Annotated in this window: 15 protein-coding genes; 9 read left to right on the top strand and 6 right to left on the bottom strand. The window is 59.6% G+C overall.

The genetic code is table 11. The features are described from left to right. The first annotated feature begins 88 nt into the window (after positions 1–88). Positions 89–1978, top strand: coding sequence for an FAD-dependent monooxygenase (locus tag ACIOWL_RS02890; RefSeq protein WP_400381441.1), 1890 nt, complete (start codon positions 89–91; stop codon positions 1976–1978). A gap of 198 nt (positions 1979–2176) precedes the next feature. Here the strand turns inward: ACIOWL_RS02890 and ACIOWL_RS02885 are convergent, their stop codons facing one another. Next, positions 2177–2536 carry a DUF488 domain-containing protein gene (locus ACIOWL_RS02885; RefSeq protein WP_400381440.1) on the bottom strand — a complete coding sequence of 120 codons (360 nt, stop codon included), beginning with the start codon at positions 2534–2536 and terminating at the stop codon, positions 2177–2179. A gap of 240 nt (positions 2537–2776) precedes the next feature. Here ACIOWL_RS02885 and ACIOWL_RS02880 point away from each other — a divergent pair, with 240 nt between their 5' ends. The 4 genes from ACIOWL_RS02880 to ACIOWL_RS02865 all read left to right on the top strand — a co-directional run bounded on the left by ACIOWL_RS02880 (position 2777) and on the right by ACIOWL_RS02865 (position 5424). Next, positions 2777–3229, top strand: coding sequence for an FHA domain-containing protein (locus ACIOWL_RS02880; protein WP_400381437.1), 453 nt, complete (start codon positions 2777–2779; stop codon positions 3227–3229). Positions 3230–3303: 74 nt separating this feature from the next. Then, positions 3304–4059 carry a MerR family transcriptional regulator gene (locus tag ACIOWL_RS02875; protein ID WP_400381435.1) on the top strand — a complete coding sequence of 252 codons (756 nt, stop codon included), beginning with the start codon at positions 3304–3306 and terminating at the stop codon, positions 4057–4059. Between the two features lie 41 nt (positions 4060–4100). Beyond that, a complete protein-coding gene (locus ACIOWL_RS02870; protein ID WP_400381432.1) occupies positions 4101–4583 on the top strand; it encodes a bifunctional nuclease family protein in 483 nt (160 codons plus the stop codon). 250 nt (positions 4584–4833) lie between these two features. Then, positions 4834–5424 carry a MerR family transcriptional regulator gene (locus ACIOWL_RS02865; protein ID WP_400381429.1) on the top strand — a complete coding sequence of 197 codons (591 nt, stop codon included), beginning with the start codon at positions 4834–4836 and terminating at the stop codon, positions 5422–5424. 128 nt (positions 5425–5552) lie between these two features. Here ACIOWL_RS02865 and ACIOWL_RS02860 read toward each other — a convergent pair whose 3' ends face one another. Next, positions 5553–6368 carry a ParA family protein gene (locus ACIOWL_RS02860; protein ID WP_400381426.1) on the bottom strand — a complete coding sequence of 272 codons (816 nt, stop codon included), beginning with the start codon at positions 6366–6368 and terminating at the stop codon, positions 5553–5555. Positions 6369–6722: 354 nt separating this feature from the next. Between ACIOWL_RS02860 and ACIOWL_RS02855 the strand changes: the two genes are divergently transcribed. After that, positions 6723–10175, top strand: coding sequence for a pyruvate carboxylase (locus ACIOWL_RS02855; RefSeq protein ID WP_400381423.1), 3453 nt, complete (start codon positions 6723–6725; stop codon positions 10173–10175). A 136-nt stretch (positions 10176–10311) separates the two neighbouring features. Continuing rightward, entirely contained in the window at positions 10312–10857 is a 546-nt protein-coding gene (locus tag ACIOWL_RS02850; protein WP_400381421.1) for a hypothetical protein, read from the top strand. On the opposite strand, the gene ACIOWL_RS02845 is transcribed toward ACIOWL_RS02850, so the two are convergent. From ACIOWL_RS02845 to ACIOWL_RS02835, 3 genes are all read right to left on the bottom strand, one after another. Beyond that, a complete protein-coding gene (locus ACIOWL_RS02845; protein ID WP_400381420.1) occupies positions 10830–12641 on the bottom strand; it encodes an AMP-dependent synthetase/ligase in 1812 nt (603 codons plus the stop codon). The genes ACIOWL_RS02850 and ACIOWL_RS02845 overlap by 28 nt on opposite strands. A gap of 109 nt (positions 12642–12750) precedes the next feature. After that, complete coding sequence (locus ACIOWL_RS02840) at positions 12751–13185, bottom strand: hypothetical protein (protein WP_400381418.1); 435 nt, start codon at positions 13183–13185, stop codon at positions 12751–12753. Beyond that, positions 13182–13955, bottom strand: a complete 774-nt coding sequence (locus ACIOWL_RS02835; protein WP_400381416.1) for an alpha/beta hydrolase — start codon at positions 13953–13955, stop codon at positions 13182–13184. The genes ACIOWL_RS02840 and ACIOWL_RS02835 overlap by 4 nt, the downstream gene beginning before the upstream one ends. 144 nt (positions 13956–14099) lie before the next feature. Here ACIOWL_RS02835 and ACIOWL_RS02830 point away from each other — a divergent pair, with 144 nt between their 5' ends. Beyond that, positions 14100–14774, top strand: coding sequence for a lysophospholipid acyltransferase family protein (locus ACIOWL_RS02830; RefSeq protein ID WP_400381414.1), 675 nt, complete (start codon positions 14100–14102; stop codon positions 14772–14774). 105 nt (positions 14775–14879) lie between these two features. Next, a complete protein-coding gene (locus ACIOWL_RS02825; RefSeq protein WP_400381411.1) occupies positions 14880–16271 on the top strand; it encodes a class II 3-deoxy-7-phosphoheptulonate synthase in 1392 nt (463 codons plus the stop codon). 89 nt (positions 16272–16360) lie between these two features. Here the strand turns inward: ACIOWL_RS02825 and ACIOWL_RS02820 are convergent, their stop codons facing one another. After that, a complete protein-coding gene (locus ACIOWL_RS02820; protein ID WP_400381409.1) occupies positions 16361–18580 on the bottom strand; it encodes a PASTA domain-containing protein in 2220 nt (739 codons plus the stop codon). Positions 18581–18668 lie beyond the last annotated feature (88 nt).

The following is an 18668-nucleotide window of genomic DNA, read 5'->3' as shown; positions in this document are numbered from 1 at the left end:
CTCGGTTACAGTAGGAGTGCGATATATGAACATTGAGTTCGATTATAGAACGCGCTAATATTTGATCTCAGTTGAATGGGGAGAAACAGTGCAGTTTCATCACAATGGGTACGTCTCAGAAGATCCACGCATAAAACCTGCTGCAGGCACCGGGGTTGACCGATCCGAGGATCTGCCGGACACCATGGACGTGCTCATTGTTGGTGCCGGTCCAGCAGGAATTATCACCGCTGCCCAACTCTCCCAATTCCCTGAGGTGCACACGCGGATCATCGACCGACGGCCGCACCGTTTGCAGATCGGGCAGGCTGACGGCATTCAGTCGCGCACTGTTGAGACGTTCCAGGCATTCGGATTTGCCCAGAGCATCACCGAAGAGGCGTACCGCATTGCCGAAACAACCTTTTGGAACCCTGATCCTGAGAACCCCGGGCAAATCATCCGCACCGACCGCACGCCTGATGACCCAACCGGGGTCAGCGAATTCCCTCACCTGGTAGTGAATCAGGCGCGTGTTATCGACTACTTTGCCGACTTTGCCCGGAACTCATCGGCGCGAATTGAACCAAACTATGGCTGGGACTTCCAAACCTTGTCGGTCGACGAATCGCAGGAGTATCCGGTCGAGGTAAGCCTCGTGGGAACCGGAAACAGCAATCACAAAGAGGTCCGTGTAGTTCGTGCCAAATACGTGGTCGGCGCCGATGGGGCACGCAGCGGGGTGCGCCGCTCAATCGGTGCCACCTTGTCGGGGGACAAGGCGAACCATGCCTGGGGTGTGATGGATACGCTGGCATTAACCGACTTCCCCGACGTCCGCACCAAATCGGCAATCCACTCAAACAGCGGATCAATCCTGTTGATTCCGCGAGAGGGTGGCCAGCTGTTTAGGCTCTACGTCGATTTGGGTGAAGTGCCGGAAGATGACAAAGGCAAGGTGCGCCAGACCTCGTTAGAGGAAATTATCGAGCGGGCGCAACGGATCCTGCACCCTTACACCTTGGACGTGAAAAATGTTGCGTGGCATAGCGTATACGAAGTTGGGCACCGGCTGACCGACCGTTTCGACGACGTGCCGCTGGAACACCTCGGCGTACAGCATCCGCGCGTTTTCATCACCGGGGACGCCTGCCATACGCATTCAGCCAAGGCTGGCCAGGGTATGAACGTATCGATGCAGGATGGTTTCAACCTTGCCTGGAAACTGGGTTACGTGCTCTCCGGCCGATCGCCGCAAAGCCTGCTGAGCACCTATTCGGCCGAACGCACGGTCATTGCCAAAGACTTGATCGATTTCGACAAACAGTGGTCATCACTCATGGCGGCCACACCCGAAAAGCTTGTCGGAAAGGAAGGTGTGGCCGAATTCTACGTGCGCACCGCAGAATTCCCTGCCGGTTTCATGACCGAGTACCAGACCTCTGAGCTGACGGCGGCTAAATCCTTCCAGCATCTGGCCGCAGGATTCCCGGTCGGAAAGCGGTTCAAATCAGCTGAAGTCATGCGTCTGGGCGATAATAACCGGGTTCACTTGGGACACCACCACCGGGCCGACGGCCGGTATAGAATTTATGTTTTTGCTGACCAAGACCGAGCTGGTCAAGAAACAGCGGTGTCGCGACTCTCGGACTGGCTGCTGACGAACATCGATTCTCCGGTACTCCGCTTTACTCCGGCCGGTGCTGATATCGATTCGTTGTTTGATATCAAGGTGATCTACCGTCAGGACTACACCACCATCAACATCAACGATGCGCCACCCGTGTTCCGCCCCCAGCACGGTGAATTCGGCCTGATGGACTACCAGAAGGTGTACACAGTGCTAGACGAGGTGAGTATCTTTAGCCAGCGAGGCATTGCTGATCAGGGAGCGATTGTCATTGTTCGTCCGGACATGTATGTCGCCAACGTCCTGCCGCTATCCGGCTTTGATCAATTACGAGATTTTTTTGCTCCGATCTTAAACGAACAGCGCTAGATTTTCAGTCTGTCATCGGGTGTGGTTGGCGCGCCCGATGGCGGTCCCAGGAATTTTCCAATCGCGTTCGCGGTTGTACCTGGAGAATAGCGAGACATTTAGGGGGAATCTCAATGAGCCAAGAATTTTCGTTTAATCTGCAGAACGTGGTCGAGTCCGATATGGCCTGCGTTGATGGGGTTTGTTTTGTTCCAGCGCCTACGAACCAAGCTGGGCCAGCAGATACTCCCGTAACACCATCGCATGATTAGCCGTTTCGTTTTTCGCTCCGTAAACAAACGTCACTCTTGGGTGTTGAGCAAGTAGCTCCAGGAATTCGTCGACCGCAGGGTTCTGATTCAATTCGTCGCTGTAGAGGGTTGAGAACTCCGAAAAACGCGCGGGATCGTGATGCCAAGCCTTTCGAAGCTCCGAGCTTGGAGCTAGAGCCTTAGCCCAAAAGTCGATTTCCAGCTTTTCTTTGGTCATACCACGTGGCCAGAGCCGATCAACCAAGATTCGGAACCCGTCTGAAGGCGCTGGATCAATGTATGCCCGCTTCAGTTCTATTTGTGTCATATGGCTCACCCTTTCACCGCCTGAGGCGGGGTCGGCGGACGAATCAAGCTCCGAACTCTCCGCGATACTTGAATGTTCCCATGATTGTGCATGGCGAGAGCTGAAAATATCCGCTTTTCCGTTATCGCTGACCGCTTGAGTAGGCTAATCTGGAAATAGTTTGATAGAGCGTATCGGACTAATGTTGAATTCAAGGTCGTCTCGCACGAACTTAACGCAGAACCTTCTGGAGGACCACAAATGTCGGAAAATGGGCCGGTAACCCCGCACAACGAGTCTGCGTCCGAGACGACGAATATTTCTCTACCCTCATTCCAAAGCTCGGCGGAACCTTCCGTCATCTACACGCTGAATGAAGATGAGAAGAACGCGGTCGCTGCGCTACCAGCTGGTTCAGCCCTTCTGGTTGCCCACACCGGACCCAACAAGGGTGCACGGTTCCTGTTGGATACCGATGAGAGTATTGCAGGACGCCATCCGAATGCCGATATTTTCCTGGATGACGTGACGGTGTCGCGTCGCCATGCGAAGTTCGTTCGTACCGACAACGGATTCACGCTCAGCGACATCGGTTCGCTGAACGGTACCTACATCAACGGTGATCGTATCGATTCCATCTCGTTGACCAACGGTGTTCAGGTGCAGATCGGAAAGTTCCGACTTAATTTCTACCAGAGCGTACCTAACCTTTAAACTTGTTCAGTTAGAGGTTTTACGGCTGGCACTGTTTGTGCCGGCCACCATGTAGTCACCGAGGTGTTTGTTCTTTGCCGATGTTTAACGCAGCCAGTAGCCCACGACTCGAGACGGTACGTCACGAGGGCGTGCGGCAGGCTGCGCTTAACATCGGCGAGGTCCTCGCGGAACTGAAGGATGAATTTCCACGGGTAACCGCGTCGAAAATCCGTTTCCTTGAGGACAAGGGACTGATTATTCCGCAACGCACCTCGGCCGGCTACCGCAAATATAGCGCTACGGACGTGAGCCGGCTACGTTTTATCCTTTCCGTTCAACGAGACCAGTATCTGCCGTTGAAGGTCATCAAGGACCATCTGGATGCGGTGGACCGTGGCGAGTCGCCAGCGGCATTGCCAGGCGGAGCCCCGGTCGCTCCCGTGGCTGTTGGCACGGAGCTTACCGAAGCCGTGGAGAATCATTCGCGGTCCGTGTCGATTTCTGAGCTCCAGGGCATCACCGGTGCCAGTGAATCGTTGATTCACGACCTGATGAAGTTCGGATTGATCGAACCGCTCGGCGGACTATTCGACGCCAACGGCATTCGGATTACAACTTCGGCCGTTCAACTCGCCAACCACGGCATCGAGCCTCGCCACTTGCGTCAGTTTCGCACCGCGGCAGAGCGAGAGTTCTCGTTGATCGAATCCATCGTGGGCAATGAGTTGCGCAAACCCGAGGTCTCTGCCCGGGCGCGCGCTGCCGAGGAAGCCCAAGAGATTTCCCGTCAATGCCTGGAATTGCATGATGCTCTGGTGCAGCGTGCTATTTCGCAGATCGATCGCTAAGCTGTAGTCAGCGACGAGTTTTCAACCCTCAGGGGGCTATTATGCTGGATCTGGAGTTTGCGGGAATTCGCATTCAACTACCGGCGAATCAACCGCTGCTGTTGCTGAAGCAACAAGAAAAAGATCTATATCTGCCGTTATGGATCGGTGCACCCGAAGCCTCGGCCATCGCCATGTCTGAACAAGGATTAACCCCTCCGCGTCCAATGACCCACGACTTGATGATCAATGTTTTCGAAGCCCTGGGTATCACCTTGGAACGTGTGGAGATCGTGTCCGTGCAGAATGCGGTGTTTGCTGCAGAACTTGTCCTGTCCAACGGCAAGCGGGTGGACTCCCGTTCTTCCGATGCGGTGGCGCTCGCGGTTCGTGTGCAGTGCCCCATCCGGTGCACCGATGAAGTGATGCAGGAAGCTGGCATCATCATTGAGAGTGCCTCCGCCGATGAGGAAGCACCGGAAGAGCAGATGCGGGAATTTCGTGAGTTCCTGGACACGATCGACCCCGAAGACTTCTCTTCGTAGCGTCCAATCACCCGGTTTCCGCCCGCCGGCTTCACCATGATTTTCTGCCGGTGGACTTAGGTAAATTCCGACACGGCTTAAAGTTAAGCTTGAAGGTCTTTGACCCTTGTTGAATATCGCCGTACCGTCAGTGTATGGGGATATTTTCCGTTCACCCGATCATGTGAACGTTCACCACTCATAAGCAAGGCAGCGGTGAATATTCTCGACACTCGCAAACGGTACGTGCTTACACGCAAGGAGCAATTGGATGGAGACAAGCCAGACAGGCCCACATCACGGGGCTCACGGCGCAGTTCAAAGATCCAATGTCCAGGGTTTGCTCTTCACCGACGACCTGCCAAAGTTGGATGAGTACGCGGGGTATCGCGGTCCGGTTGTCTGCAAGGCGGCCGGAATCACCTATCGGCAACTCGACTATTGGGCACGTACCGGTTTGGTTGAGCCAGCGGTTCGTGGGGCTCAGGGATCGGGCAGTCATCGGCTGTACTCGTTCCGCGACATTTTGGTCCTCAAAGTTGTCAAGCGCCTGCTGGATACCGGTGTATCGCTGCAGCAGATCCGTACGGCCGTCCTGCACCTGCGTGAACGCGGTGTTGAAGACCTGGCCCAGATCACCTTGATGAGCGACGGGGCGTCCGTTTACGAATGCACCAGCGCGGACGAGGTTATCGATCTGGTCCAAAAGGGCCAAGGGGTATTCGGTATCGCCGTTGGCCGTGTCTGGCGCGAGGTCGAAGGCTCGCTGGCCCAGCTTCCCTCGGAAAGCTCATTGGAGCAGTCTCCGGACGACGAACTCGCGGCGCGTCGCGCAGCCAAGGCCGCCCGCCAGGTGGGATAGCCGCAGCTCTTGAGCCCTGGCTCAATTATTTAGTCTTAAAAGGTTTGGTCCGAACTTCCCTGATGAAGTTCGGACCAAACCTTTTGTGTCTCGGTGTCGCAGCCCAGCGGCGCTTCAGACGGGAACCCCTAGGAGTTCGGCAGTCCGGCCTTATCCATGACGTCCTTGAGCAGACCGTCGAATTGCGCCAGCATGGGCGCGGTGCCCTTGGAAGGCCACAGGTGCACGGCGTAGGCCGCGCCTTGGATCTGCTGCCATTCTGGATGTTCGGGAATCTCGGGCTTGACCATTGAGTCGCCGAACATTTGACGCATTTCCGACAAGCGGAAGACATGCTCGGCCGAATCCTTGCGGACACGGTTGGCGACAACGCTGACGGGCCCCAAAGATGGAGCGAATTCGCGGCGGAATAGTTCCAAAGCGCGCTGCGTGCGCTCGGTGCCGGCGACAGAGAACAGGCTCGGTTCAGCAACGAGGAGCAGCTGATCGGAAGCGCTCCAGGCCATACGCGTCAAACCGTTAAGCGACGGCGGGCAGTCGATGAGCACCAGCTGGTATCCGCTGGTGCGGCTGAGCAGCTGGGTGAGGCGGCGCAGGTCCCTGGTGCGCAGATCCGGGCGATCGTAAATTCCGGTGAAGGCGTCGCCAACGGCTACATCGAGAACGGGAATACGCGTGCGTGATTTCTTCTCGGCCGCTTTGGTTTGCCATGCGGAGGCAACCACATTATCCTGCAGTTTCACCCGCCGGGCATTCTTCAACATTTGACCAATGGGTTGTTTGCCGTTGGCGCGCACACCCAGGCCGGTACTTGCGTCGGCATGGGGGTCGAGATCGATGACGAGGGTCGGAATCCCTGCGGCCAGTGCTGCTGAAGCCAAACCGAGTGTTACGGAAGTTTTCCCTACCCCACCCTTGAGGCTGCTGATGCTCACTACGTGCACGGACCAGACCACGCCTTTCAGTGTTCGAAGCTTGAACGTCCCGCCGAATATTTTAGTCTCTCCTCATCATAGTGTGCCCGCGGCTGAAACCCTGCCTTTGCAACGGCGGTTTTCGTGGTTTGAGCCAACTTAGTGATTAAAACTTCAAGAACGGCGAATATTTCTTGTGGTCTGACCACAGGAAGAAATGTTTGGGTGATCTGCGCCTCGTCCGTGTAGGGTGTTTGAAGAACGTGCTCGAACGAGCATTTTTGAGAGACCCGACACACTGGTCTGAGATGGTCGATACTCGCCGGAGCCGCATTGGCGAGTTGCCGCCTGAGGCCTTGTGTGCTGATTCGATGTAGGGACACTATGTTTGAAAAAATCTTGGTCGCCAACCGCGGTGAAATCGCAATCCGCGCTTTCCGTGCTGGCTACGAACTAGGCGCAAAAACTGTTGCAGTCTACCCGCACGAAGACCGCAACTCGGTTCACCGTCAGAAGGCCGATGAGGCCTACCAGATCGGCGAAGAGGGCCATCCGGTCCGCGCCTACCTGAACATTGAGGAAATCATCCGCGTTGCCAAGGAAGCCGGCGCCGATGCGATTTACCCAGGCTACGGTTTTATGTCGGAAAACCCCGACCTGGCCCGTGCCGCCGCCGAAAACGGCATTAAGTTTGTTGGCCCGAAGGCCGAAATCCTTGAACTTGCAGGCAATAAGGTTGCCGCACTGAAGGCGGCCAAGGCCGCTGGTATCCCAGTGCTGGCATCCTCCGAGCCCAGCGACGATGCTGAGACGCTCATTGCCGAAGCCGATAAGATCGGTTTCCCAATTTTCGTGAAGGCTGTTGCCGGTGGCGGCGGTCGGGGCATGCGCCGCGTGGACAAGCGTGAAGACCTGCCCGAAGCACTTGGCGCCGCGATGCGTGAAGCGGGAACGGCTTTTGGCGATTCCACGGTTTTCCTTGAGCAGGCGGTCTTGCGTCCACGCCATATCGAGGTGCAGATCCTGGCCGATGAGCAGGGGAACATTGTCCACCTGCACGAGCGCGACTGCTCCTTGCAGCGCCGCCACCAGAAGGTGGTGGAGATCGCTCCGGCCCCGAACCTGGATGAAAACATCCGCCAGGCACTGTTCCGCGACGCGGTGAAGTTCGCGCAGGCTCTGGGGTACCAGAACGCCGGTACCGTCGAGTTTTTGGTCGACACCGTCGGCGAGCGTGCCGGACAGCACGTGTTCATCGAAATGAACCCGCGTATCCAGGTCGAGCACACGGTGACCGAAGAAGTTACCGACATCGACCTGGTGCAGGCTCAGATGCGCATCGCCTCCGGTGAATCGCTGGCCGACCTGGGCATCAGCCAGGACACCATCCAGGTGCGCGGCTGGGCCCTGCAGTCCCGCATCACCACCGAGGATCCGGCCAACGGCTTCCGCCCGGATGTTGGAACCATCACGGTGTACCGTTCAGCCGGCGGTTCGGGTGTCCGCCTGGACGGCGGCACCATCTACACCGGCGCCGAGGTTTCTCCGCACTTCGACTCGATGCTGGTCAAGCTCACCTGCCGCGGTCGCGACTACGCTACCGCCGTGGCGCGCGCCCGCCGTGCGCTGGCCGAGTTCCGTGTTCGCGGTGTCGCCACCAACATCCCATTCATCCAGAATGTGCTCAACGACCCGCAATTCATCGCCGGCGACGTGGCCACCGACTTCATTGATTCACGTCCGGATCTGCTCACCGGCAACGAATCCCAGGACCGTGGCACCAAGGCGCTGAACTACCTGGCCCACGTGACGGTGAACCAGCCAAACGGCGAGCGGATCGAGGGCATCGACCCGCGCAAGAAGCTGCCGACCTTCCCCGGGGACAAGGCAGACGAGCCTGAGCGTTCACCATTCGACGGCCCCTCGAAGACCGCGCACCCGGCCGACGGCTGGCGCCAGAAGCTCCTGGAACTAGGCCCGGAAGGCTTCTCCAAGGCACTGCGCGATGCAAATGCCGTAGGGATCACCGACACCACCTTCCGCGATGCACACCAGTCGTTGCTGGCCACCCGTGTACGTACCCGGGATCTGCTGGCCGCGGCCCCGGCTTACGCGCACACCGTGCCGCAGCTGTTCTCCATGGAAGTCTGGGGCGGGGCGACCTACGACGTGTCGCTGCGATTCCTGGGCGAAGATCCGTGGAAGCGTTTGGAACTGCTGCGCGCCGAATTGCCGAACATTCCGCTGCAGATGCTGTTGCGCGGTCGGAACACCGTGGGTTACACCCCGTACCCCACCGAGGTCACCGACGCGTTTGTGAAGCAGGCGGCCTCCGCCGGCATCGATATCTTCCGTATCTTCGATGCGTTGAACGACGTCTCGCAGATGGCGCCGGCCATCAAGGCCGTGCGTGAAACCGGCACCGCAGTCGCCGAGGTGGCCCTGTGCTACACCGGCAACCTGCTGGATTCCAACGAGAAGCTGTACACGCTGGATTACTACCTGAATCTGGCACAGCAGATTGTTGATGCCGGCGCGCACATCATCGCGATCAAGGACATGGCAGGCCTGCTGCGCCCAGCCGCGGCCGCCAAGCTGGTCACCGCGCTGCGTGAGCGTTTCGACCTTCCGGTGCACCTGCACACCCACGACACCGCCGGCGGCCAGCTGGCCACGCTGATGGCCGCCATCAACGCCGGGGTGGACGCGGTGGACGTGGCCAGCGCGGCCATGGCCGGCACCACCTCGCAGCCTTCGGCCTCCGCCCTGGTGGCGGCGCTGGAGAATACCGAACGCGATCCGGGTCTGTCCCTGGACGCCGTGGCCTCGCTGGAGCCGTACTGGGAAGCGGTGCGTGCCATGTACAAGCCGTTCGAGTCCGGGCTTCCAGCGCCAACCGGCCGGGTATACCAGCACGAGATCCCTGGCGGCCAGCTCTCCAACCTGCGCCAGCAGGCCATCGCCTTGGGACTGGGTGAGCGCTTCGAGGCGATCGAGTCGATGTACGCCGCGGTAAACGACATGCTGGGCAACGTGGTGAAGGTGACCCCGTCCTCCAAGGTGGTCGGCGACCTCGCGCTGCAGCTGGTCGGTTCCGGTGTTCCTGCCGCTGATTTTGAAGCGAACCCGCAGAATTACGACATCCCGGATTCGGTCATCCAGTTCCTCTCCGGAGAGCTGGGCAACCCTCCTGGCGGCTGGCCGGAACCGTTCCGCACCAAGGCGTTGCAGGGCCGTAACGTGAAGGCTCACATGGAAGAGCTGAGCGAAGAGGACGCCGCGGCGTTGACCTCCGACTCGGACACCATCCGGGCAACCCTGAACCGGTTGCTGTTCGCCGGTCCAACCCGGGACTTCGCCGCCTCGGTCGAAAATTACGGCGACCTCTCGGTGCTGCACACCCGCGACTACCTGTTCGGTTTGGTCCGTGGCCAGGAGCACGTGATCTCGCTGGGCACCGGTGTGCGCTTGCTGGTGAAGCTGGTTTCGGTGTCCGATGCCGATGAGAAGGGCTTGCGCACCGTGGTGGTCAACCTCAACGGCCAGTCCCGCCAGATCAAGGTCCGCGACGAATCGGTGGAATCCACCGTGAAGTCCGCGCCAAAGGCAGACCCGAACAACGCCGGTCACGTAGCAGCACCGTTCGCCGGGGCCGTGACGGTCAACGTCCAGGTCGGAGACCTGATCGAGGCCGGACAGTCGGTGGCAACCATCGAAGCGATGAAGATGGAAGCCGGCATCACCGCCAACGCCTCGGGTGTCGTCACCCAGGTGACTCTCAGCGGCACCAGCCAGGTGCAAGGCGGAGACCTGCTGCTGGTGATCGATCCGAAGTAACCTTCACGGGGTGAGTCCCCACCGCATCAATAGGCCGTGGCCCGCGACGCAAGTCGTGGGCCACGGCCTATTGATGACATGATTTATGTGGTGCGCCATTCGAATGCATCGGCACCGCAACAACCCAGGAGATCAGATGAAAGCTGGCCGGAATACCTCCGACGGCCTCCCCACCGGGCTTCAAGAGCAGGCCAAGGCGATTACCGCGGTTCACGCAGAACTGGGGGTGCTGCTGTTCAGCCTGTCGGCCGGGCTTCCGCAGGGGCCCGTTGCCGAACGCTTGGCCGAACAGTTTGCCGAACTTGAGTTGAGCTCCCGTGTGGTCTCTGCCGGACCGGCACGTGTAGGCGCGGTCCTGGACGGCAAATTCACCGGGATTCACGTGCTGGTGGTCCTGGGGGACTCCGGTAGCGATACCGAAGACCAGCTGATGGACTTGGTGCACTGGCTCCTGGCCAATGGGCGCCAGCAGCTTGCCGAGAACCTGATTTTCGCCCAGACCGGCAAGCAGAAGGCCAGCGGCTCCACGGCACCGGCCTTTGCCCGGGTCATGCTTGAGCAGAATTTTGTGAGCGCAACACGAAAAAGCGGCCTCAGGTTTCCCTGGGCCGCCTCATCGGATAAGTCATGGGCACTAGCTGGTGCTGTCTTGGACTATGCCACCGGCTTAGCCGCCGAATAGATCTCCTCGATCATTGAGCTGTAGTCGCTGAGCACGACGGCCCGTTTGATCTTCATCGAAGGGGTCAAGTGGCCCGAGGACTCGGTGAAGTCTTCGGGCACCACACGGAATGCACGAATGGATTCCGCCCGGCTGACCGAGGTATTGGCCTTGTCGATGATTTTCTGGATCGTCTCCAAAACGACCGGATGCGCCGACAGCTCACCGATCGAAAGGTTCTTGGTCAGGTGGTGGCGTTCCAGCCAGCCTGGCACGGCTTCTGGATCCAAGGTGACCAAGGCTGAGATGAAGGGGCGCCCCTCGCCGACAACCACACACTGTGAAACCAGGGCGTCGGCGCGAATCTGATCTTCGAGCATGGCCGGGATCACGTTCTTGCCACTGGCGGTGACGATGATTTCCTTTTTGCGGCCGGTGATCTTCAAAAAACCGTCGGCGTCCAACTCGCCAATGTCGCCGGTACGCAGCCAGCCGTCGACGAAGGTTTCCTCGGCCAGGTCCGGGCGATTGTGGTAGCCACGCATCACGCAGACTCCCTTGGCGAGGATTTCTCCGTCGTCGGCAATCCGCACGGCGTTGCCTGGCAATGGTTTGCCCACGGTGCCGATCTTGATGCGCTCCAGGGTGTTCACGGTGACCGGGGCGGTGGTCTCGGTGAGGCCGTAGCCTTCCAAGACCGTGACGCCGATGCCGTTGAAGAAATGGCCGAGCCGTTCGCCCAGCGGGCCGCCGCCGGAGACCGCATGACGGATATTTCCACCCATGGCGTTGCGAAGCTTTTTGTAGAGCAGGACATCAAAAAGTTTGTGTTTCAGGCTCAGTCCCAGCGGGACTTTCCCGTCCTGCTCGGCGCGCGAGTACTTCACCGCAACATCAACACCGGCATGGAAAATTTTTGACTTGCCGCCGTCTTCGGCCTTGAGCATTGCCGAGTTGTAGACCTTCTCGAAAACGCGAGGGACCGCCAGAATGAAGTTCGGCTTAAACGACTGCAGGTCTTCCAGGAGATGTTTGACATCGGGGGTGTGTCCGGTGCGGCAGCCCGCGGCCACATTGAGCACCGAAATAAAGCGGGCGAAAACGTGGGCCAGGGGTAGGAACATGATCGTTGAGGCGCCCGGATACACGGCCTCGGGGAGTTCAGCGGCGGCGTTCTCTGCCAGCTCTACAAAGTTCGAGTGTGTCAGCTCGCAGCCCTTGGGCCGTCCGGTCGTGCCGGAGGTGTAGATGATGGTGGCGATGTCGTTCAGGCTGGCGGAACTGCGACGCTCTTCAAGCTGCTCATCGCTGACGTCTTGGCCGTCCTTGGCCAACTGGGCTAGGCCTTCGTCGAACTGCCACACATGGTTGAGGCCTTCGAGCTGTTCTTGGTGAGCGGCCTGTCTCACGACGGCTTCGTGGGCGGGGGTTTCGACCACGATGGCCACCGTGTTGGAGTCTGCGGCAATCCATGCGACCTGGCTGGGGGAGGACGTCTCATAGATCGGAACCGTGACACAGCCGGCATACCAAATCGCGAAATCAACCAGCGTCCACTCGTAGCGGGTCCGCGCCATGAGTGCGATGCGCTCGCCTGCCTTGATGCCATTGGCGATAAATCCCTTGGCGATGGCTGACGCTTCGGCGGCAAACTGCGAGGCAGTCACGTCCTGCCAGGTTCCTCCTGCCGAGGGTTTGGAGAAAAGCGCCGGATTGGCAGCGGAATTTGCATGGCGCAGCAGCAAATCGGTGATGTTCGACTCTGCCGGCGAGTGGATGCGTAGCGGTGTGCTGTATTCGCGCATCTGTGTCTCATCTCCTGAACTCGGTGTGACCGGGTTGGCAATGCGAGGTAATCCGCATCACATTGTTATTACTCTACAGTAACCTAGTGATCCTCGGGTACAAAGTCGATCAGACCCTTGCTCCATCATCTCCCGGATCGCGCTCGGTCGGTAGCCTTCGAAGCAGGTAAATCACCCCGGCAATGGACAAAGCCACCAGGGCTACATAAACAAACGTCGGTGCCGAGCGGAAAAAGATCACACACAGCAACAGGCCGATGGGACCGCCCACGGCCGTGGTCCATGCCAGGTTGAGCATCGGATTGCCCGAGCCAAGAGCCGCCGGCTCCTGCGGAACAAATTCTTCCTCGGTATCCTCAACCTCGTAATCGCGTGGGCCGGTGACGGCGCCAGGCCCGGTAGAGAACAGGTGGCGCAGCTGAGCCTCGCGTTCGGCGGCGCTTGGTTCACGCGGGGTGCCTTGATCCAGGGTGCGGAAGTTTTCCACCAGCTCGTCCCACCGCGGATCATCGGCCCCCGAGGGTTTGTCATCTGCTGGGGTCATGGCCTGCCCTTCGGTGACTCGGCGACCTGCGCGGCCACCTGGTGAAAGAAGCGTGCGGATTCCTCAAAAATCTGCGCGGCGTCATAGTCAAGGGTCGCCACATGCTTTGAATGCAGCAACTGGTGGTGCTCAACCAGGGTTCCGGGGGTAAGGCCGGCGGTTAACGCCCGCACCGAGGCATCGGAAACGACGTTGTCCACCGTCGAGCGGAACAGCTGTACCGGCGCGGTGACCAGCGCGAGCCGGCGTCGGGTTTGAGCGAAAAGTTGATGCAACTGGTGAACGGCCGCCACCGGGGTGCGCTCGTAGGCGTTTTCATCCGCGCCGCGCTTGGCGATGTCATTGCTGATGGGGGCGACCGAACGCACAACGTGCCGAAGCCACTTGGTGTAGGGGGCAAGTGAGCTGTCGACCACCAGTCCGGGATTAACCAAGGACACGGCGGCGACATTGCGGCGGGTGGCAAGGTGCAGCGCCAGCGCGCCGCCCATGGAGAGCCCCGCAACAAATACCTGATGATGGGTATCAGCGAGCTTGTCGAATGCCTGCTCGGTGGCGTGGATCCATTCGGCGTACGGTCGATTGATCATGTCGTGCCACGTGGTTTCGTGCCCGGGCAACACCGGGGTGAGGGTGTCGAAGCCCGCAGACTCCAGCGCTTGCGCCCACGGTCGCATGGCCGTTGTTGATCCGGTGAATCCGTGGATCAGCAGTACGGCTGGTTTGTCGGCCGGACGACCGGTTGCCTCGGACTGTCCTTCGTGGCTCATCACGTCCCCCTTGAGGTGCTGCGTTGTACTGCATTCTTATTCGAGCGTAGTGCACAATTGAAGGGTGTGGACCCACACCGGGCATCAGGGGTGTGGGTGTGTCCGCCGGCACCACCTGAAGACAAGAAGAAGGAACCACCCATCGTGCTGTATGACTTTCTGAAACGTTTTGCGGTCAGACCGCTGCTGCGGATCTTCTTCAAGATTGACATCCAGGGCATCAATAATATTCCCGCCCAGGGTGGAGCAATCCTGGCCTCCAACCACCTCTCGGTCAGCGATTCGGTGTTCCTGCCGGCGATGCTTGAACGTCCGGTGGTGTTTTTGGCCAAGGACGACTACTTCAACGGCAAAGGACTCAAGGGCCGCATCGTCGCGTGGTTCTTCCGAAATATCAACCAACTGCCTATGGACCGTTCCGGCGGTCGGGGCTCCGCCGCCTCGCTGGCAAGCGCCAATTCAGCCCTGGCCGAAGGAAAACTGCTGGGAATCTATCCCGAGGGCACTCGTTCTCCCGACGGCCGGCTGTACCGCGCGAAACTCGGGGTGGCCAAACTGGCCCTGGAATCCCGGGTGCCGGTGATTCCGATCGCCATGATCAACACCGATCAGGTGCAGCCAATTGGCCAGCGGCTGCCGCACCCGGGACGCATCGGAATCAAGATCGGCAAAGCCCTTGACTTCAGCCACCTGGCCGAGCGCTCCGATGATCCCGAGGTATTGCGCCGGGTTGCCGATGACATCCGCAAGGCCATCAACGTGCTCTCCGGGCAGATCTACGTGGATGTCTACGCGCCGAGCAAGGCCAAAAAGAAGTAGCCGGCCTTCCGCGTCCGGAGGTCGGGCCGGCGAGCTGGCCTGTGTTACGCCCGGTTGTTACATTTCACGCGGTGCTTTCCGCGCCGGGCACGTAGACTTGTCAAGGTGAGCGAAGTAAAACGAACCCCATTGCCAGGCTCCTCTGTAGCCGGCCCCGCCACCGACCCCCAACTTGATCTGTGGCGTGATCTGCCTATTGCCCAACAGCCCACCTGGAGTGAGCACCCGGACTATAGCGCTTCCATTGCTGAACTGGGTTCGCGTCCGCCACTGGTTTTTGCTGGCGAAGTCGACGTTCTGCGTGAACGTTTGGCCGCCGCGGCCCAGGGCAAGGCCTTCCTCCTTCAGGGCGGAGACTGCGCCGAGACCTTTGCCGACGCGACCGCGGACAAGATTTCTGCCCGTGTGCGGACCATCTTGCAGATGGCCGTGGTACTGACCTATGGCGCTTCGATGCCGGTCATCAAGATGGGGCGCATGGCCGGGCAGTTCGCCAAGCCGCGTTCCTCGAACGATGAAACGCGCGACGGAGTGACCTTGCCGGCCTTCCGCGGCGACATTGTCAACGGCTACGAATTCACCCCCGAGTCCCGCGCCCATGATCCCAAGCGTATGGTCGAGGCATACAACACCTCGTCGGCAACGTTGAACCTGATCCGTGCGTTCACCCAGGGAGGCTTCGCCGACCTGCGCAGCGTGCATTCGTGGAACCAGGGGTTCATGGCCAACCCGGCGCACTCGGCCTACGAGCAGCTCGCCGGTGAAATCGATTCCGCCATCCGCTTCATGGACGCCTGCGGGGCCGGTTTCGAGGGTCTGACCCGTACCGAGTTCTTCGCTTCCCACGAGGCGCTGCTGCTGGACTACGAGCGCGCATTGACCCGTACCGACTCGCGTACCGGGTTGCCGTACGACACCAGCGGCCACTTCCTGTGGATCGGTGAGCGTACCCGCCAGTTGGAGAACGCCCACGTTGATTTCCTCTCACGGGTGCGCAACCCCATCGGCGTGAAGCTCGGCCCGAACACCTCGGTCGAAGACACCTTGGCTTTGATCGAGAAACTGGATCCAAACCGCGAACCTGGCCGCCTGACGTTCATCACCCGCATGGGTGCGCAGAACATCCGCGAAAAGCTGCCGAACCTGGTGGAGAAGGTGACCGCCACCGGTGCTCAGGTGCTGTGGGTGACCGATCCGATGCACGGCAACACCGTGACCAGCAAAAACGGCTACAAAACCCGCAACTTCGATGACGTGATGGATGAAGTCCGCGGCTTCTTCGAGGTCCATGATTCGCTGGGAACCAACCCCGGCGGTCTGCACGTGGAAATGACCGGCGACGACGTGGCTGAGTGCCTCGGTGGTGCCGATCCGATCCGCGAAGAGGACTTCGACGAACTTTACGAGTCCGTCTGCGACCCGCGTTTGAACCATCGGCAGTCGCTGGAAATGGCCTTCCTGGTCTCTTCCGCGCTGCAGAGCCGCGCACGCCGCTAGCCGCTGTACTCGCAGCTGAAAAATCTCTGGCCCAGCATCCCGTTGTGGGACGCTGGGCCAGAGATTTTTTGTTGTTCTACCCAGGCTGCCTAGAATGCGTAGATGCTGATCTGGGTGCCCAGCTCAGCTTGTTGGTTCAGCGGCGATTGCATCCGCACGGTTTGTGAAAAACCACCGAGCACATTATGTGTTTTGACGGTGAATCCGGCTTCTTCCAAAATCCTGCTCGCCTCCTCAACACCGAGTCCGATCACCGATGGAATCTCAACAAATTCTGGACCTTGAGAAAGATTCACGGTGACAGCGCTTCCAACCTCGGCGGTGTTGTTGTGCGGTGACTGAGCGGCAACACGCCCCTGTGGTACATCGCTTGAATGCACCGGATCCGCGATCTCCAGGCGCAACCCGACAGATTCAAGCGCGGCGGCGGCCTCCTCCTGGCTCAAACCCAGTAGTTGGGGAACCTCCACCGGTGCCGGCCCCTGAGAAACCGTCAAGGTGATGGTGTCCTTGCGTGCCGCGCTCTTTCCGGCCGCGGGGGAGGACGAAATCACTTTCCCCTTCTCGATGTCGGACGAGTATTCGCTGGTGTTTTTGACCTTGGTTAGTTCGTGCTGCGCCAGTACCTCGGTGGCGGCTTCAAGGCTCTTGCCCTTGAGCTCCGGGATTTCGAACTGCTCCGGGCCCTGGGAGACGATGAGTTCGACCCCCTGGAACTTCATGATGTTCTCACCGGTGGCCGGGTGCGAATTGACGACCCGGCCGATGGCAATGTCGTCGTCGAAAGCTGAACCCAACCGAACCGGTATACCCTGCTCGGACATTTGAGTCACCGCCTGATCCTGCAGCAGGCCGTTTAACGACGGGATGCGGATGACCGTTCCCGGCCCGCGCCCGAAGAACCAACCGGCACCAGCCAATAGTCCTACGATAAGGATCCAGGCCACCACCACCCCGGCCTTCTGCGCCGTGGTTTTCGGTTTGTGCAGGAGGTGGGTTGGCACCTGAGCTTCTTTGCGCCACTGTTTTTGCGCGGCCTTCTCCGCCCGCTTCTGACCGCGATGGGACAGTTCGGATGGTGCTCGCTCTGGCTGTCCGTGGTTACCCTGTCCAAAAGAATCCAGATCACTGCGTGAGTACGCGGCGGTAGCCTCCGGTGCGCCCGAGCTGGCGCCGGAATGGGGAGAATGCACTACCGTGGCCTGCGAATCTCGCAGGTCCAGTACCTCGGTCGCTTCCGAAGCGGCAATGACCGTGGTGGCTTCGGGGTCGACGTCGGTATCCAGAGAATAGTCCTGGACCCCGGCCGAGGCCCCGCGCAGCTGCCATTGGCGTTCGCGTTCCTCTTCGCGCTCGCGCTGCATCGCATCCAGGCGCTGCTGGAGAGTCGTCGGCATGTGTGTGATTGCCCCGGGAGTCAGGTCATCGATCCCACCGAGGGTCTCGGCATCAAAGTCCAACTGCTCGTCACTGAGCGTGGAACGGATCTGGATCACTTCATCAAGAAGCAGCCCTGCATTCTGCGGGCGCTTTTCCGGATCCTTCTCGGTGCACCACTGCACCAGTTCGTCCAGATCCGTGGCGAGACCGGGCACGACGTCGGAGGGCAACGGCATGGGGGAGTCCAGATGGTGTTTCATCAGTGCCGCCGCGTTGGTTTCCGAATAGGGCAGGCGGCCGGTGAGCATCTGATAAATCATGATGCCGACCGCGTAGATGTCGCTGCGCGAATCGGCAGGGGCCCCGGAGACCAGCTCCGGGGACACATGGGAGAGGGTCGCGACGAGCGTCGCCGACTGGGTGTGGGCGCTGGCTGCCCGGGCGAGCCCAAAATCGGTGACCTTAACTTCACCGGAATCGGCCAACAGGACGTTGGCCGGTTTCATGTCGCGGTGGATGATTCCTTCTTGGTGGGCGGCGCTCAGGCCGTTACACACCTGTTCCAGGACGCTGAGCATCTGGCGAGGGGTGAAACGACCACGTTCGGAGATCACCTGTTCAAGGTTCCGCCCGCGGACATATTCCATCACCAGGTAGACGATGTTGTCCGTGACATTGTGGTCGCGGATGGAAACCACATTCGGGTGCGTGATGTTCGCGGCGATCACCGCCTCGGACTCGAATCGCTCACGAACGGTCGCTTCACTGGCGAAGTTGTCATTAAGGATCTTCACAACAATCGCACGGTGGAGCCGTTTGTCCATGCCGCGGTAGATGCGCGACATGCCGCCCAAAGCCAAAAGATGGTCGATCCGGTAACGGTCGTCGAGTGTCGTACCCAGATTAGGGTCGGCAAGAGCAGGGCTCATCGTGCGTGCACCCCTGACTTGGGGTGGTGCGCCAAGTAGGAGAGATTCACCCATGGCTCCTTTCGAACATTATTACTACCTTTTAATG

Source organism: Glutamicibacter sp. NPDC087344, from assembly GCF_044744225.1.
GTDB lineage: Bacteria > Actinomycetota > Actinomycetes > Actinomycetales > Micrococcaceae > Glutamicibacter.
Note: the sequence above shows the minus strand (reverse complement) of the source record. Positions and strands in the feature narration are given on the sequence as shown.

Coding starts and splice junctions, on each gene's coding strand:
- ACIOWL_RS02885 (WP_400381440.1), bottom strand. CDS start 2,536: ATGACACAAATAGAACTGAAGCGGGCATACATTGATCCAGCGCCTTCA.
- ACIOWL_RS02835 (WP_400381416.1), bottom strand. CDS start 13,955: ATGAGCCACGAAGGACAGTCCGAGGCAACCGGTCGTCCGGCCGACAAA.
- ACIOWL_RS02845 (WP_400381420.1), bottom strand. CDS start 12,641: ATGCGCGAATACAGCACACCGCTACGCATCCACTCGCCGGCAGAGTCG.
- ACIOWL_RS02865 (WP_400381429.1), top strand. CDS start 4,834: ATGGAGACAAGCCAGACAGGCCCACATCACGGGGCTCACGGCGCAGTT.
- ACIOWL_RS02840 (WP_400381418.1), bottom strand. CDS start 13,185: ATGACCCCAGCAGATGACAAACCCTCGGGGGCCGATGATCCGCGGTGG.
- ACIOWL_RS02870 (WP_400381432.1), top strand. CDS start 4,101: ATGCTGGATCTGGAGTTTGCGGGAATTCGCATTCAACTACCGGCGAAT.
- ACIOWL_RS02855 (WP_400381423.1), top strand. CDS start 6,723: ATGTTTGAAAAAATCTTGGTCGCCAACCGCGGTGAAATCGCAATCCGC.
- ACIOWL_RS02820 (WP_400381409.1), bottom strand. CDS start 18,580: ATGAGCCCTGCTCTTGCCGACCCTAATCTGGGTACGACACTCGACGAC.
- ACIOWL_RS02880 (WP_400381437.1), top strand. CDS start 2,777: ATGTCGGAAAATGGGCCGGTAACCCCGCACAACGAGTCTGCGTCCGAG.
- ACIOWL_RS02850 (WP_400381421.1), top strand. CDS start 10,312: ATGAAAGCTGGCCGGAATACCTCCGACGGCCTCCCCACCGGGCTTCAA.